The sequence below is a fragment of the Microbulbifer maximicatervae (SeqCode) genome (genome assembly GCF_052467825.1).
Genome location: NZ_CP174327.1, coordinates 4,127,939 through 4,143,790 on the forward strand (window position 1 = coordinate 4,127,939; position 15,852 = coordinate 4,143,790).

The following is a 15,852-nucleotide window of genomic DNA, read 5'->3' on the forward strand; positions in this document are numbered from 1 at the left end:
TATATTTTGTGATCCTGGTAAAATACTGATAGTTATGATTCCCTTGCTTTCTCAGGTCTAACCACACAAATAAACAAGTAAGGTGAATTTCATCAAATGCCAAAAAAAACCAGTGATTTCGATACCTTTTAGGCTAAACACCGATCAGTGGTAATGAGGCCTGAAAATAAGTAAATAGCTTGCTGATCTAGCTCAAGTGCCAGCTTAATACCGCACCTATACAGTCCAATATAAGCCCCGTCTAGAGCTCAAACTTGACAGGTGCGAATCCTACCGATGCACCTTCCTCCATTTTTTAATGGACGTTCGAATACATTTTTGAATGCGTCAGTTAACTGGATCCCAAAAATCATAAAAAGCAATTTAATGTATCAAACAGCTCGATTCAGTGTGTTTGGTTAGCTTCAAAAGTGACTAGACTATTGCACTATGGAAATGCTATTTGTTTACTTGTTACTCGGCGCCATCGCGGGTACAGCGGCAGGCCTCTTGGGGATTGGTGGGGGCTTGATTATCGTGCCTGCTTTGGTGTTGATTTTTTCTGCCACGGGTATCTCCCCCCAGGTGCTGACCCATATGGCGGTGGGGACCTCGTTAGCGACCATTATCGTGACTTCAGTCAGCTCGGTCTGGGCACATAACGCAAAAGGTGCCGTTGACTGGCGCCTATTCTGGATTATGACTCCAGGGATACTTGTGGGGTCTTGGCTGGGCGGCGTGACAGCAGACTTGTTACCTGGTGCTTGGTTGCAGCTATTGATTGGCGTGTTTGCCATATTTATGTCCGTGCGTATGGGCTTAAGTGGATTGACCTCGGCAACCTCACAAGAAAATGGCAGTCACTTACCCGGGGCAGCACCCCTGATCTGTTCCGGAGGAGTAATCGGCTGGCTCGCAGCGATCTTTGGTATTGGTGGAGGGGCCTTGGTGGTTCCCTACTTATCGCACTTCGGTACAAAAATGCAGCTCGCTGTCGGAACCTCTGCTGCCTTTGGTCTGCCAATCGCGATTTCTGGTTCAATCAGCTTTGCCGTGCAAGGGTGGGACAATCAGTTACTACCAAAGTGGAGTAGTGGTTATATTTACTGGCCGGCTTTTGTGGGAATTGTACTTACCAGCGTGCTCTTTGCCAGGCTTGGTGCCAGCGTTGCTCACCGAATATCTGCTAAGCGCTTAAAGCTGTGTTTTGCCTTACTGCTTTGTATTATCGGGGTTCGTTTTATCTGGCAAAACTTCAATCTCTTAGCTGGACTAGGCTAGACCTACCCTCTGGATTGTTTTTAGCGGATTGGAAGTAAACAGTCTATTCCTCCCAAGCATCTATTATCAGATGCTCGCAATAAACATTCTGGTCTTAAAGGCTCCCGGTCGAATTACTCTTGCCAGCCCTTCAGATTACGCGACTGAAACATCCTTATAGGATATTAGTAATACAATGATTTGTATTTCCCCCCAATACATGCCAACCAAAAATTATGCGTTCAAAGTGGCAAAGATAATTTTTAGCCATTAGTAATCTCTATTTTCAAATTAGAAAATACTTCGATCCAAGTTCAAATTGCCAGCAGGAAATTGAAATTTAAAAAATGAAAGCCCATTAAAATATAGGCACGAAAATAATCTTATTGGATTTTATTAAGTTTGTTTTAGTGTCAAAGCCGCGTAAAATCGATAGATATTTATCAGTACTTGGTTCGCAATTCAGGGGTTTTCTACAGGGCTAATAGTCCAACAGAATCAATCGTTCCAAGATTTTTTATCAAAGCTTCCCCCCCCAAAAGGAGAACGGTAAAGTGACATAAGAGAAAAGTAAAAGCGCTGACCCAAGGTGCGCCAACACCAGGGGCCAGCTAACCAAGTTGATATCAGACCTATCAAAGTGGCTGTATGGATAATACGCTAGAAACCCGCTCGTCTTCAATAAAGTTGACTAGACTCAGGAGCTTAGGGTGTTTCATTAGGCTCTGGGAGCGTTACATCCGTATTTTCTTCTTTTATGCCTACCGTTCTCGTGCGCCTCCTAACCCTCCTCCACACACCACTTTCCAGCTTCCCCTCGTGTGGAATCCGCACATAATTTAGCTTCCGAAGGAAATGAGCATGTTGATTTTAAAGCGCCGGACTGGTGAAAACCTGAGAATTGGAACAAATGTTGTAATAACAGTTATTGAAGTAAAAGGCAGTCAAGTGAAGATAGGTATAGATGCACCCAAGTCTCTACCCATTCATCGTGAAGAGATCTATATACGTATCAAGAAGAAACAGAAACCTTAAAGCTATTTATCAGTCGCCGCCTCAACCAAACCACTATTCAGATTTTATACATACGGGCTGGAGATTTTTAGACCTCAGACAAGAATACCGTGTTGCCGAGAGCGCAGCGCCTATCTCGGCACAGCCCACTATATCAACCAGGCACTGACCATTTCTGAATCGGAATTCTTTGAGGCTTTGCGAAGACTTTGTGAGATAGTGGGAGCAGCACAACAAACTTATATTTGCTTCAATAAATGCTGATATCTTAGCGCGAGCTATTGCCGATGCTTCCTCCCCTACGCACGCTGCAACTTAGTTCAAACCGTTTAATACATTTACCTCCAGCCGCATCAGCTTTAATGGAATTTATTCCGGTAATAGATTAACCCCCTACCCTTTCACTCTTGAAATCCTTATCAAAGCGCTAGCCAGAATTATTGGTAAAAACTATAGAGTCAGCAATACCAATTAAGATAACAGTCGCCCTACTTGCCCTTCGACAAAAATTCTAGTGATTCCATGTAAAGCTTCTTCAGATGCTCAAACAGAGGGACTTCACCAGATTTCCTATCAAAATAATGCCCCTTTAGAGAAATTATTAAGTAATCCACAGAAAGGTAGATCAAGAGAACTAGAATGGCGCTCCCAATTCTAATAACTCAAAAATGAGATTTTGTCGACAATTTCACAGATAACAATCGATTCCAATCGCACATTTACGGGCAAACTTATGAGCAAGCTATTCAGCAAGAAAACTTTGGCACTGGCATTTACAGTCATACTGGCTTCATGCGGTGGAGGTGGAGGCTCTTCTTCAGATTCGGACCCAGCCCAATCATCTGGCGACAATGGCGGGGGCCAAGGCTCTGGAGACGGAGGCGGTTCAGGTAGTGGTAGCGGCTCTGGGGATAGCGGATCGGGGACCCTTCCAGACAACGAACCTGGCACCGTGACTGTTGGCGATATAGAAACGGCAGATCTTGGGTTTGCACAGATTACTTCCCGGGATATCACATTGCCAAATGGCCAAACCAATGCCGAAGAAGTCCATGGACTCCCACACTATATAGCCAGAACAGATAGTAACCAGGATGACAATCTACAGTCTGTGCCCATGCGAAGTTACACCACAGCTTGCGCAACCGACACTGATAGACCCAGGATGTTTGTTTCCAAAACCCTTAGCGAAGGTAGTGGAGAAGATGAAACCACTTATGGCACTGTTTATGAGCTGCAATATAATCCTGAAACTCTAAGCTTCGACCAAACCGGCAATACCACAATTCTAAAACAATGCTACGAAGCCCATGGTATCGCAGCTAGCGCTGATTGCTCACGGGTTGCGGTCTTGTGTAACACTGAATACCAGGCAAGCGAGCGCTATGATGTTCAAGGGGATCTGGTTGAGCAATACGGTAGCGACTGGATGAAGATGGAAAATAATATCAGTGCTATTGACGGACGTATTGAAAGGGATATCGGCCTGATGATATCTACCAATCACAGTCAATACATTGGCTATTTTACGGACCATCCCACACTAAAGTTCGAGGACTTCCTACCTGGGCTAAAAGAAAATTTCCCCGAGACCGACTTCGGCGATTCCCCGACCTTTAAGACAATTAAAGGTAACGAAATGCAAGAGGAGATGGCTTACATTGTCGATCAACTCTCTGATGCCGACTATAACGCTATGGTCGAGTATATTCGCGAGAATGGCTATAAATATAATGATCAGATCTGGCTAATGGAGTGGGATAACTTAGCGCTTAGCGAGAAGCCTGCGGCCTACGTTGTAAACAAGATGCACGGTGGTGGCCACGCCGGAGCCCAAGAGCTTATCTATGTCGAGAATGATAGCCAAGGCCGCACCAGCTACGCCTTCTCAGTAACTGCTCGGGTTTTTGATAGCAGCTATGGTGGCTCCCACTATTCTGCTGGAATGACTGTTATTGATCGCGATAACTGGTCCTTAAATATGAGTGGCAGTAATAACAGAGGCTGGTATTGGCTTTGCGGCTACGGTCATGTCTTGAATATCCGGGCATTTTATAATCCTGGTACCGAAAAATATGGAGCGATTTGCACTAGCGATGGTGGTCAATATAATCAATCGCGCGGATTAAATACTATTGCCATCAAAATGGAGGATATTTCTTCTACCAGTAGATTTGAAGGTTACTACAATTACCTGATCCCCTCCGACAATGCATTTTTCTCTAACGGAGGTGGACATACTGTAGTCCCTGTGGATGAAGATACTAACTTATCTCTCATCGTCTCCCCCAAGTACATTGATGATGAGGAAATGAATCGCTTCCTGCAAAGCGAATACGGCATTGATACCAGCACTGAAGGGCCTTTTGACCAGCAATGCTCATCCGATGATACGAACTGCTTCTTTTCCTACATGTCAAACAGCGATAATCCAACCATTTCAAGACAGGGGCTACGCAGTGGGGATGCTCTGGAATCCTCATCCCTGACTCGCATTGGTATTGCTAAAGTGGATGGTGAAGGAAGTATCGAGGGGGAAGGCTTTAAATGGCTTGTAGAAGAGCCCGACTGTCAAATCAGTGATCCACAACTTATCGACTTGAAAAATGGGCGTTACCTATTTGGCTATGCGCAATTTCAGTGTATTTCCGACAACCTTTCTTATAACCGGAGTTCCGCTAAAAATGGGGCAATGCGGATGCTTGTTCCGAAAGCCTACTATGTTATGGAAATTGATGCAGACCTAAATGTATTGGAAGGCCCTGTAAAGCTGACGAATTTTGGTTGGGGCGGACTTGACGAACCTGTCTTCATGGGCAACGGTAAAGTCGCTTGGTCATATATCAAGAACCCTACAATTGATAGTTACGGCGGCGGCAAGCAGAACGTTTGGCAAGCGATGATTTACCACTCAAATAGCGCCAATTGATTCATTCATAAAAAGTAAAACTAGCTGTGATAAAAATAGAGGCTTTTGCTTTCTATTTTTATCACACAACTGTTAGACCTCCAGAAGCTACAAAGATAAAGAAGTGCTATTCATCCATTTATCGATCGATGGCAAATCCTTGTCGAATATAAACTCAAAACTATTGTTCCTTCACACAATGACTACTGGATCGGCAGAATAATACGGCACCAGATCAGTGTAATTGCCTGAAACTACGTACCCAGATGCAAGTATGCTAACCTCCCACCTAAATAAAATAAGTCACTGAACTACAAAAACTGAACCGCTCTTTCTTCATTGAGTATTGAATTTAGAAGTCGCTAAGCAATAAGGAAATGGCTATTACTGTTCATGTCTGGAAGCAAAAGACCGGGGATGTCGGACATGCTTCCATCACTATTGATAACACCTATATCAGCTACTGGCCCTCTTCAGTATCAAGGAAAAAGGACTTTAAAATCGCGCGATCGCACAGCCCTCCTTTCCAAGTGGTTATCGAGTTGATAGACGCCTCGAGGGCGGTGATGCGGATCAGAATATTCTTATCGATGAGCTGAATGAAACAAAAATGATTGAAGCCTGGGAAAACTTCAAGGTCGAGCAGAAGCATTACAATATGAAGGATCAGAATTGCTCGACGGTCGTTGCCTGGCTACTTGAGACTGGCTCAGGATTCACATCACCCTGAAAAGGTGGAATCAAGATCAGTGACTGGGCAGCGAGCCCTATTTACCGTATTCTCTTCCAGTTACGCTTTTTTGGTAATCATATTGATATGTGGACCCCCAATGATGGGTTAGCTTATGCGCTACAAATTCGAAGCCAAATAACCTCATGAGCCTACCGCTATTCTACTCGCCAAATTACAACATCAGCTTGCCGCTGCTTTCCAGCTTGCACCCTTTTGATGGCTGTAAATATGAGAAAGCATTGGCACTGATTAATGCCGAGTCAGAAGCGAAAATTGAGTTAAAAGTTGTTTCAGAGCCTCTTAGTCAAGACTGGCTATTATCTGTACATACGCAGCCCTATTTAGATAGCTTACATCAATCGAAAACACTGGCTCGCGTTATAGAGATGCCGCTACTGCGCTTGCTGCCCGCAGGCGTATTAAATAAATATTTCATGAAGCCAATGCGCTTTGCAGCTGAAGGCACTTGCTTGGCGGTACAGGAAGCCTTGAGTAAGAAATCCTCTACCTTAAATCTCGGTGGAGGCTATCACCACGCATTCGCTGGTCACGGTGAAGGGTTCTGTGCTTTCGCCGATGTAGCCATTGCTATTAATCGTGCCCGCGAACAGCACCTGCTCTCACCAGATGACAATATCTGGGTAATTGACCTTGATGCCCATAGAGGGAATGGGTTTGCTGATTGGGCCATGGAGGACCCCAATATACATATCTTTGATATGTACAATATGCAAGCCTACCCCGGCTTGCACTCCGATGAGCAGGAATCTCGCTGGCCATTTTTAGTTCCCCTAAAGCAAGGAACAGATACTGAAGATTACCTCAGTCGGTTGGAGTCGGAATTTTCGGACTTCATTAAGCAGAGCCCACTGCCTAAACTGGTTATCTACAATGCAGGCACAGATATTATTGCCCAGGACAATCTGGGGGGGCTCCAGGTCAGTATCGATGGGGCCAGAAAAAGGGACCAATGGCTGGTTGACCAGATTCAATCGCTGGATGTGCCTATGATCACCGTAACCAGTGGCGGCTACTCCGAAAACTCCTATCGTCTAATAGCTGACTTAGCGATTTACCAGGCAAAAAAAGTAACAAATTGAAGCTCTGGAGAGGCCTCTGTCATTGAGAAAAGTGGCCTAGCAAACAACCGCTCCCTAACCCACCAAATTTTTCCATAGATTTTTGAGTATTTAGGCACTTGATTGACGCTGGAGTACTGAGCACCAAGTTACTCTTTGAGCTCTTTCGCCCGCAACCAAGCCAACCCGAGACCAGCCGCAACCGTAATACCCATGCCTATCACACCACGGATACCGAATTCTGTGCCAAACATAAAACGATCAGCTAACACACCGACGAGGATCGCACTGTAAAACAGTGCCCCAACGAGGTAAGCAGGTGCAACACGATTAGCGATCGTGTAAGCAAGATTCTGTGGAACAAACAGCAGTGCGGGAATCGCGAGAATCCATAGCGACGATGTCTCTACCTTCGCCCCCTCCCAGAATACAATAGATAAGCTAAAGACCAACATCCCAACAGCGAAATAGAACATGATGCGCTCAGGTGGCTCGGTCCGGCCTGCGACACCGGTTGTGATACTACCCGCTGCACGCGCTACTCCCGCCAGCAACGCAAGGAGTGAGTAGGGATTGAAAATGCCCTGAACACTGTGCTGGATCAAAATGAGGCATACGCCCAGGAATGCCAGTATCGCAAGAAAGATAGTGGCGATACTAACCCGGTGACCGAGGAATACTCGGGCCATCAACATGGCAAAGAATGGATTCGTGCTTTCCAGCACCAGGGCATCTGCGATGGGTATGCCCTTGACCGCCCAATAGAAGGCAGCAAAATAGACAAAACCTGATATGGAGCGAAGAATAAGGATCTGGGGATTCACCGGCCTTATCCCCGCCACCCCTTGTCGCATCAGAAGAAACATACCCGACAATGGAGCAAGCAATATGACCTGTGCAGCCAATAGCAGAAATGGGCTAAGGCCTGCACCAGAACCCAGCTTACCGGCAATACCAAGACACCCCATCAGCACTCCGCCGAGAAGAGCTAACCCAACACCCAGGGAATGATTTTGATAAGTGGATGGCAAACTGTCACTACCTTTGGCAAATAGAGGTCAAACCTGCCTGAGAGGCAATAATGATGCCTTCATTTATGCATCGGGCAGGTCATTACAGAGCAGAACACTATGTAACATTAGCCCTCCGATTGATTCATTTCCTATTGGGCTGGCCAAAGATTTTGACGCAGCAATTCCTTGCCTGCTGGCGTCAGTTTCCCTGTTGCAAAAAATATGAACGTCATAATTTGAAAGCTGAGTTTTGACCACTTTTAGATCGAGAGTATTAATCCTGTCCCCAGTTCTACCTCAACAGATATACAGCGTGAGCGACTGTCGGCACTTCCTTTCCACCAGACCTAATCCCAACCCAATATCTCATTACTTCTCCTTGCGGTTTATATCAAACCCTATGGGCTTTATCGCACAAGGATGGTTGCTAGCCCTAAATTACTTCAAATTGGCGGTGGAGCGTAAGAATCTATAGACGTTCACTTGAATATGGAGATTGTACCTACACCCTATTTATTAAACTCGCGTTATGCCTTGCCGATCTCTAACTTATATAAATATCACTACTCTCGGAAAACTCTCTTAGTATCTTCATATATTTTTCTACATACTTTAGAGCGCTTTCTTTGCTAACTAGCGGTTCGCAATATCCAAAAACAAACACCCCTTCTCCATCTATTGTACAAGTCACTAGCATTATGGGGTGTTCTCCATGTGTTTGAACGGTCATAACCACACCAAAGTCAAAGAACGTCAAAGGGCCTGTATACTCACCTATATCCCCTACATTGGATACGCAAATCCCAGATGGAAAGTAATCTTTCGCAGTACTAGAATCTTTAGCCAAATGTTCGATCTCAACAAGGCTGTAATCGGGCACAAGTGGAGGTTTAAAAAAATGCCCACTTCTCAACTGCAAATAGACTTTTCTTTGAATTAAACGCGCAAGATCTAACAAGTCGAGACTAGTTTCATCTGAGGATAAGGATATAGTTAATACAGTTGTACATTCCCCGATAACATCTCGATCTATCTGGCGTTTACACAAGTACTGTGCATTTATAGGTAACATTAACTCTGTTGTTGAGCGGAAAACTGGTAATGACCGGGCAGCGATAACAGCAATGGCATTATAAATAGAGGTAACCTGAACATCCCCATGCTTTGAAAGTAAGTGTAAATGGGAGCATAATTTTTTGGGGAGGACACGATACATAGAACATCCCTTTCGAAGGGAAGCGTTTACTGCCTGCTCTACAGGCCACTTTGAAGAAACATCATTTTCGTCACCAACTGCCGATTTTCTTTTTTTAAGATGCTTTATGGAACTAACATAATCCACCACCGATTTTTGCATTATCGAAGCAGAGAATTTATCTTCCGCCCCCCCTCTCAAGTACCGATCCAAATCTCTAACCAAGAGTAATAAGGAGCGTCCATCCATGGCAGCATGGCTTACCATAAAAGCAATCCACTTTACTTCTTCATCCTCATTCACATAAACCGTGAAACGATAAGTATACTTATCTAGCTTAAGAACTTTACTTCCTAATCGCTTGAACTCTTCCTGATAATTTAAAGGCAATGCACCATGCTTTATTTCAAAAGGTATCGCCTTAAAAGCTACATCACAGAACCAATAAGCATGATGATTTTTTTCTATACGAGAACGGAGCATTGGGTGCAGGTTATGGAGGTATTCCATTCCCTTTAGCAATTCTTCGACGCCGAGAGACTTACATGCCCTGAAAAAGACAGCCAGTTGAACCGCACCGTTTGACTTTTCGGTCAACTCTACAAAAAGTGCCTCCTGAGCCCCAAGCTTACGAAAAGGTTTTACTTTTTTCATTGCAGGCTCTTCCCAGTAGGGAGATCACTGCCGATAGTATAGAACGAGAAAGCGCTATTGCCACATAACATCTATAAAAATCGATTCAAGATAACCACGAGACATGCACAAAAAAACATAGCTGTAAACGCCAAAAACAAGGCTAACATAGCTTAAGAAACTTGCAAATCGCCTAGAAAACCCACATCGCCGCACTCCAGATATACTCGAATATAGTTAGACAAAAATAAAACTATACGCTAAACAACCTTCACCGCCATCTACATTCAGTCGAAGTACTAAAGCTTATATCCGTATATCCTAGCAACAATAACTGGGCACGAAGTTGATCAATGGCAACTGGAGTAGGCCGATAATGACCAGAACAAGTGTTAACGAAAACTATCTTTCCACCCTCCGCTACGATCTCACCCGCTGCTGCAACATTATCTCCTGCCAGAAACGTCGAATGAGCAAAGACTGGCTTTGGATAAAAGTAACTTGAATATATATTCCCATTCTTATCCATAACATAGATAGCGGCTCTACCATTATAATCTTCTGCCTGTTGTGCACGCCTAGTATCAAAAAGCTCACCAGTAGAGTCATAAATCTTCCCGTCCATCACCGATAGTTTCGTCCCCTCTCGCTGGGCATCTGTGTAATAAATAACATATGCAGGACACATATATTTAAATTTTTTAAGGCACCTTACATCTTCACCCTTGTATTTTGAATGAAGTTCAAAAAGCCTGTAGTTTTTTATTTTTGAATTACCATGTACCGCAACACTAGAGCTACTTTCATTAGCCCTATTCGTATCGTTCATAGTAAGAATCCACTGGGAGATTCCTTCTGGTGCACATCTGCTCGCATTAACCCCATGGTAATTACATGTATTTTCACCTGACCACCAGTCAGTTGGTCTAGGCAATACACTATTGGAAAGACCTATTTCCATTAAGTATTCTGGTGTTTCATTTACATTTCTGCTCTCAACTATAAATGCCCTATCACGATAAGCCATACCGCTTGAGGGCTGGCCACAATAGAGCGCAGTCAAAAGTACGGCAATTACTTTCTTTAGATTCTTAACGACCATTAACGGCAACTCTTTCGTAACTGAAAAGGACGGGAGAATACAGTGGTCTCAAAACGCGCTGTGAATAGGTGTTTATAAGCTTTCAGCCGGCATCTTTGCCTATATTGTCCCGCACGCACTGTATTTTCCTTCGCAAATTTAGGTTTTTCAGTCATCAAAACCCACTCTAAGAAGAACACCCAAGACTAACCAGCAGGACCTGATACAGAAGAGTAAATAGTATGACGAGTGGGGCGACTTCCAAATCAAAATAGAAATGGTCCCCCTAGATGCTCAAGCCGCAGCATTCAACCAACCTAAAGTGTCCCTCCACAAACTATCTTCGTAGCGCGCCTTGAAGAAACCAAAATGACCTATTGGCTTTGTATCCACGGCTTTAGCATTCACAATCTGTATTTCAGTATTTGCATTACAATAGAACGCCTTGAGAGCCTTCACAGCCTGCAGTGGAGCAAAATCTATATCATCATCTATGTATAGAAACTTCATATTGCACTCTAGACGGGAGAAGCCATCTCGTACGGGGCTACCTCTCTGGTCAACAATATAATCTTTATGGCGCGCCCAGTAGGCCCACTGCCGGGCAACACCTGCGGGTAAACTTTCACCTCCGAGGAAAAGGCCTGGAACCTGCCCCAAAATATTTGATAAGAGCGGTATCATAGCGAACCAAGCAAACAATATTTTGGGCCTCTGACGCAATCCCCAGTGACCCCAATACCCGCTTTGGGAGGATACACAGTAGACACTAGCAAGTTGGGTATTGTTATCTGCGAAGCCAATAATTTGGCCCCCTACACTATGCCCCACGCAATGCCAGGTTAGCGTTTTGTATTGGCTAGTAGACCAATCGATAACAGCGGCCAAATCGTACTCTCCCCACGCGCTCATAGATAGTCGTGAGTCTCGTTGATTGGCAACCGCAGATTTACCTATACCACGATAGTCATAGGTCACTACCAAGTAGCCATTCTTAGCCAGGAATTTTGCAAATTCAGCATAATAGCCCTGCTTGACCGCCGTAGCCGAATTTATGATTACCCCCGCTTTAGGCGGACCTTTTGGTGAAAATAGCGTTGCCCCGAGAGATAGGCCATCCTGAGTTACTATTCGACATTCTTCAATCATTACTTGAGACCTCCATGTCTTGGTCTAATACAAAATTTATGAGAGGACCCAGCACCACATCCGGAGCCTCCAGCTCAGGGAAATGTCCAGCTTCTGCTATGCGTAGTAGAGAGGCCTCCGGGATCATATTCAAACTTGAATGCTTACAAGTACATCTATGAGAAAGGTCCCGCTCCCCCCAAAGAAATAAGGCTCTCACTGTTAAGGGTTTGGAGAAAAGAGTACCCTGCAAAGGAGATTCGCCGACTAATAATCGTTGAAAAGCTGACGCCAGATTAAAAGTTGCTCCATGTTGGTAGGCTTGTTGGGCCAATTCATTAAACGGTGTGATCAGCTCACTCCTCCCTAGCGCAGCTTCAAACCAGGCAAGTGTTCGCTTACGTTTCAGAGCTTTTAGCAACAGCTGACTTAAAATTGGCTTGCTCAGCAATCCTCGTGGATCTCTCCCCTCCTTCCATCTCAACATTTCTCCCCAGCTCGGTACTTGAGATAGCACTATGTGGTCAAGCAAATCTGGGCGCTTGTACGCAAGTGCAATTGCTCCAAAGCCGAGTACGCATGGAGCAACAAGCGTCACACATCCAAGGGCAAGGTTTTGTAAAAACACCTCGGTAAGGCTAACCAAAGATGCAAAGTTATAATCAAGACTCGTTGAAGGAATGGAAAAACCAAAGCCAGGTGGTTCAAATATTACAACGGTGAAATCACTTGGAACTTGGCTTACAAGATAGTCATAATGCTCAATAACAACTGGCGGATCTGCTTCAAAAACAATTACACGGCTGCCTCGCCCTATCTTTCGATAGCGAATCACACAAGAGCCCAAATCCATAAACTGAATACCATCTCTTGAGTGAGCTGCGTACCCTTTAAGGGTTTGACTTTTAAGCAAACTCGGCACAAAGCCATCTATAACTGCCGATATCATACTCTGGCCACCTGATTACTTTAGATACTCAATCAGATAATCCTAGGGAAGTGACAACACTGCGACAAATGGGTTTTTCCTTAGGCTCAGGCAAGAAAATCTTGTCTGGGAAAATAAAGCTAGGTGATTAACCTTCTAGGGAATGGACAACTTCTATAAACCAGCGAACAAATCCTTCAATAATTTCGTTACCCTCCAATGACTTGCTAAAGGCAAGATACAAAGGAGCCAGCTCACTGAATTTTTCAGGGTAGAGTAGTTCAAGCTCTCCAGATCTGACTTTAGGCGTTAGTGCGGGAAAGTATCCCATTGCGACTCCCAACCCTTGCTCGGCCATCTCGAGTACGGGTTGTAAGCCATCACAAGTCAGCGTCTCATTGAATTCAACTGATAAGCCCCAATCTGCCGACCATCTTTGCCAACCCAGCTTATCTGTAGACAATTGGATCTGATTTGCTCGATCGTTCTTCAAGTAACCCGGCGCGCAAACCGGTGAAATTCGCACCCTTGAGATCTCCCGGTAACACAAATCATCATTCGACTCCTTGTCATAACGTATAGCAACCTGCAGCTCGCCAGGGTCTATGCTAGCGCGGGCGATTTGAGACTCGATACTAATACACACTGTGGGGTATAGCGCTTTAAAGGATTTGATATTTGGGGCGAGTACTGTATTGGTCAGAAATGGAATACTGTGGATGGTAAGTGTTTTATTTTGATCCCGCGCAAGTAAATCCAAAGTTGCCCGTCGAATCACTTCCAGTGCCTTGGCAATTTTCAGATGGTATTCCCTACCAACACCCGTAAGTTCAATAGTTCGATTGAAACGAATAAATAGCTTGGTTTGCAACTCCGCCTCCAGCGTTCGTATCTGGTGCCCAACAGCGGAAGGTGTTACATGAAGCTCTTGTGCAGCGTCCTTGAAGCTTAAGTGCCGAGCAGCCGCATCAAAGGTTACCAGCAAGTTAGTCGAGGGAAGTTTCCGCATGAAGAATACTGTGATGCCATACCATTATTTTGTGAATGGCAGATTATCATGGGTACTACAGGCTCCCTCAACGTGTTAGCTGCCAAAATTGAGGAGAATCTAGCCCAAAACAACCCCTCCCCTTGGAGCGGTTACGCTTGAAAGCAGCTCCAAACTCACCTCCCTCCTGCAAGCCCCTCTATCTGATCTAATGTAAACACATCCCCTCCCCGATCGTGTGAGCTACACCCATGAGAGATGTCGCCGTTGTTGCCTATTGCCGAACTGCCATCGCCAAAGCCAGGCGGGGTGCGCTGAATGAAACTCACGGTATTTCTATGGCTGCCCATGTCCTGAGGGAGGTGGTTTATAAGGCGGGTTTAACGCCACAGGAAGTGGAAGACGTTGTGTTGGGGTGCGGCTTACCCGAGGGGGCTACTGGGCACAATGTCGCGCGCAACGCGGCACTATTTGCCGGCTTTGGGTCTCAAGTGCCGGGTTTTACTATAAATCGCTACTGCGGCTCTGGCCTCAATGCGGCTTCTATTGTGGCCAACCGTATTGCCGCAGGCGAAATGCAAATTGGGGTGGCCGGTGGCGTCGAGAGTATCAGCCTGGTGCAGTTCAACTTGAACCTGAACCATTTTGTCTATGAGCCCTTACAAAAGAAAGTGCCGGCAGTTTGGTGGACCATGATCCAAACGGCCGACTATGTCGCCGATCAATACAACATCAGTCGTGAAGATCAGGATCGCTATGTGGTTGAATCACAAAAGCGTGTTGCCGAAGCTCAAAAGGCCGGAAAGTTTGCCGAGGAAATCACGCCGTTTGATACGGTAATGGCAGTGAAAGATAAGGAGAGTGGCGAAACCAATCGCCTGAAAGTCACCTTGTCAGAAGATGAAGGCCCCCGCCCCGGCACAACCATGGAAGCCCTGTCTGCGCTGGAACCGGTGAACACAGGAGGGACGATAACTCCCGGTAATGCGTCCCAGTTATCCGATGGGGCCGCAGCGGTCGTCATGATGGATGCTGAACTGGCAGCGCAGAGAAACCTGCCTATTCTGGGGCTGTTTCGCGGTATGCAGCTGGGAGCGGTAGCGCCAAAAGAGATGAGTATTGCGGTAGCGCCAGCGGTCAGTCGCCTTATGAAGCGCCACCAACTCACCCAGGATATGATTGACCTTTGGGAGCTACATGAGGCTTTTGCCGTAACCACCCTATACAACCAGGCTGAACTCAAAACCCCTTGGGACATTACCAATGTTAATGGCGGTGCTATTGCGCTCGGCCACCCCTACGGTATGTCGGGCATCCGCTATCTGGGTTCAACCCTATTAGAACTGGGCCGGCGCGACGCCCATCGGGCAATTATTGGTGTCTGCACTGCCGGCGGTATGGCGACGGCTGCTTACTTAGAGCGATAAGGAATCAGCCCATGAACACCTGGAAGCCTATGGCTGCCCTAGTATTATTGCTACTGCTCCCCTTGGTGGGTTATCTACAGGAAAATATGCAGGGGGTAAAATTTGACACACTGGTAGAATCGACCAAGGATTGGGCCGGAGATACCCTACCCCAATATCCAGAGGGGCAGCCAGAGCTCTCTGTGGTGCGTGTGACAATCGAGCCAGGCGCACGGCTACCAGTGCACAAACACCCCGTACCTAATAGCGTCTATGTTGCCGAAGGCACTTTAAGAGTTACCCTCGTTGACCAGGATAAAAGCCTAACTTTGGATGAGGGGAAAGCCTACGTTGAAGTCACCGATATGTGGCATTTTGGGCGCAATGAAGGCGACAAGCCGGCGACACTTATCATTTTTTACGCTGGTGCTAAGGGAATTCCGACAACGGTCTTTCAAAAAGATAATTAGGAAGCACCCTACTCTAATAACTTGCCAATGAATTGGC

The 15,852-nt window shown here is 45.6% G+C and carries 12 protein-coding genes; 6 read left to right on the plus strand and 6 right to left on the minus strand.

What is annotated here, in order from left to right:
• Positions 1 to 429 precede the first annotated feature (429 nt).
• The 4 genes from ACJJII_RS18380 (at position 430) to ACJJII_RS18395 (ending at position 6,994) form a co-directional block, all read left to right on the plus strand.
• On the plus strand, positions 430 to 1,260 hold the full coding sequence (locus tag ACJJII_RS18380; protein ID WP_444917255.1) for a sulfite exporter TauE/SafE family protein: 831 nt from the start codon (positions 430 to 432) through the stop codon (positions 1,258 to 1,260).
• Positions 1,261 to 2,100: 840 nt separating this feature from the next.
• Positions 2,101 to 2,274 (plus strand): carbon storage regulator CsrA, encoded by a 174-nt coding sequence (gene csrA / locus ACJJII_RS18385; protein WP_444897449.1) that lies wholly within the window; start codon positions 2,101 to 2,103, stop codon positions 2,272 to 2,274.
• Between the two features lie 712 nt (positions 2,275 to 2,986).
• The gene (locus ACJJII_RS18390) at positions 2,987 to 5,182 is read left to right on the plus strand and encodes a hypothetical protein (RefSeq protein WP_444917256.1); all 2,196 of its coding nucleotides are present in this window, start codon (positions 2,987 to 2,989) and stop codon (positions 5,180 to 5,182) included.
• Between the two features lie 855 nt (positions 5,183 to 6,037).
• Entirely contained in the window at positions 6,038 to 6,994 is a 957-nt protein-coding gene (locus ACJJII_RS18395) for a histone deacetylase family protein (protein WP_444917257.1), read from the plus strand.
• Positions 6,995 to 7,122: 128 nt separating this feature from the next.
• On the opposite strand, the gene ACJJII_RS18400 is transcribed toward ACJJII_RS18395, so the two are convergent.
• From ACJJII_RS18400 to ACJJII_RS18425, 6 genes are all read right to left on the minus strand, one after another.
• Entirely contained in the window at positions 7,123 to 8,004 is an 882-nt protein-coding gene (locus tag ACJJII_RS18400; protein ID WP_444913147.1) for a DMT family transporter, read from the minus strand.
• 526 nt (positions 8,005 to 8,530) lie between these two features.
• Complete coding sequence (locus tag ACJJII_RS18405; protein WP_444917258.1) at positions 8,531 to 9,835, minus strand: hypothetical protein; 1,305 nt, start codon at positions 9,833 to 9,835, stop codon at positions 8,531 to 8,533.
• Positions 9,836 to 10,085: 250 nt separating this feature from the next.
• Positions 10,086 to 10,916, minus strand: coding sequence for an IQM protein middle domain-containing protein (locus ACJJII_RS18410; RefSeq protein WP_444917259.1), 831 nt, complete (start codon positions 10,914 to 10,916; stop codon positions 10,086 to 10,088).
• Positions 10,917 to 11,189: 273 nt separating this feature from the next.
• Positions 11,190 to 12,044 (minus strand): alpha/beta hydrolase family protein, encoded by an 855-nt coding sequence (locus tag ACJJII_RS18415; RefSeq protein WP_444917260.1) that lies wholly within the window; start codon positions 12,042 to 12,044, stop codon positions 11,190 to 11,192.
• Entirely contained in the window at positions 12,037 to 12,972 is a 936-nt protein-coding gene (locus ACJJII_RS18420; RefSeq protein ID WP_444917261.1) for an alpha/beta fold hydrolase, read from the minus strand. Before ACJJII_RS18420 ends, ACJJII_RS18415 begins: the two co-directional genes overlap by 8 nt.
• A gap of 127 nt (positions 12,973 to 13,099) precedes the next feature.
• A complete protein-coding gene (locus ACJJII_RS18425) occupies positions 13,100 to 13,960 on the minus strand; it encodes a LysR substrate-binding domain-containing protein (protein ID WP_444913151.1) in 861 nt (286 codons plus the stop codon).
• Positions 13,961 to 14,190: 230 nt separating this feature from the next.
• Between ACJJII_RS18425 and ACJJII_RS18430 the strand changes: the two genes are divergently transcribed.
• Together ACJJII_RS18430 and ACJJII_RS18435 are read left to right on the plus strand one after the other, a co-directional pair.
• Positions 14,191 to 15,366: a thiolase family protein gene (locus ACJJII_RS18430; protein ID WP_444908172.1), complete on the plus strand. Its 1,176-nt coding sequence runs from the start codon at positions 14,191 to 14,193 to the stop codon at positions 15,364 to 15,366.
• 11 nt (positions 15,367 to 15,377) lie between these two features.
• The gene (locus ACJJII_RS18435; protein ID WP_444917262.1) at positions 15,378 to 15,815 is read left to right on the plus strand and encodes a cupin domain-containing protein; all 438 of its coding nucleotides are present in this window, start codon (positions 15,378 to 15,380) and stop codon (positions 15,813 to 15,815) included.
• Positions 15,816 to 15,852: the final 37 nt, after the last annotated feature.

Bases quoted from the DNA above. Each gene is read 5' to 3' on its own strand.
- ACJJII_RS18425 (WP_444913151.1), bottom strand. From the start codon at position 13,960: ATGCGGAAACTTCCCTCGACTAACTTGCTGGTAACCTTTGATGCGGCT.
- ACJJII_RS18415 (WP_444917260.1), bottom strand. From the start codon at position 12,044: ATGATTGAAGAATGTCGAATAGTAACTCAGGATGGCCTATCTCTCGGG.
- ACJJII_RS18430 (WP_444908172.1), top strand. From the start codon at position 14,191: ATGAGAGATGTCGCCGTTGTTGCCTATTGCCGAACTGCCATCGCCAAA.
- ACJJII_RS18380 (WP_444917255.1), top strand. From the start codon at position 430: ATGGAAATGCTATTTGTTTACTTGTTACTCGGCGCCATCGCGGGTACA.
- ACJJII_RS18435 (WP_444917262.1), top strand. From the start codon at position 15,378: ATGAACACCTGGAAGCCTATGGCTGCCCTAGTATTATTGCTACTGCTC.
- csrA (WP_444897449.1), top strand. From the start codon at position 2,101: ATGTTGATTTTAAAGCGCCGGACTGGTGAAAACCTGAGAATTGGAACA.
- ACJJII_RS18410 (WP_444917259.1), bottom strand. From the start codon at position 10,916: ATGGTCGTTAAGAATCTAAAGAAAGTAATTGCCGTACTTTTGACTGCG.
- ACJJII_RS18405 (WP_444917258.1), bottom strand. From the start codon at position 9,835: ATGAAAAAAGTAAAACCTTTTCGTAAGCTTGGGGCTCAGGAGGCACTT.
- ACJJII_RS18395 (WP_444917257.1), top strand. From the start codon at position 6,038: ATGAGCCTACCGCTATTCTACTCGCCAAATTACAACATCAGCTTGCCG.
- ACJJII_RS18390 (WP_444917256.1), top strand. From the start codon at position 2,987: ATGAGCAAGCTATTCAGCAAGAAAACTTTGGCACTGGCATTTACAGTC.
- ACJJII_RS18420 (WP_444917261.1), bottom strand. From the start codon at position 12,972: ATGATATCGGCAGTTATAGATGGCTTTGTGCCGAGTTTGCTTAAAAGT.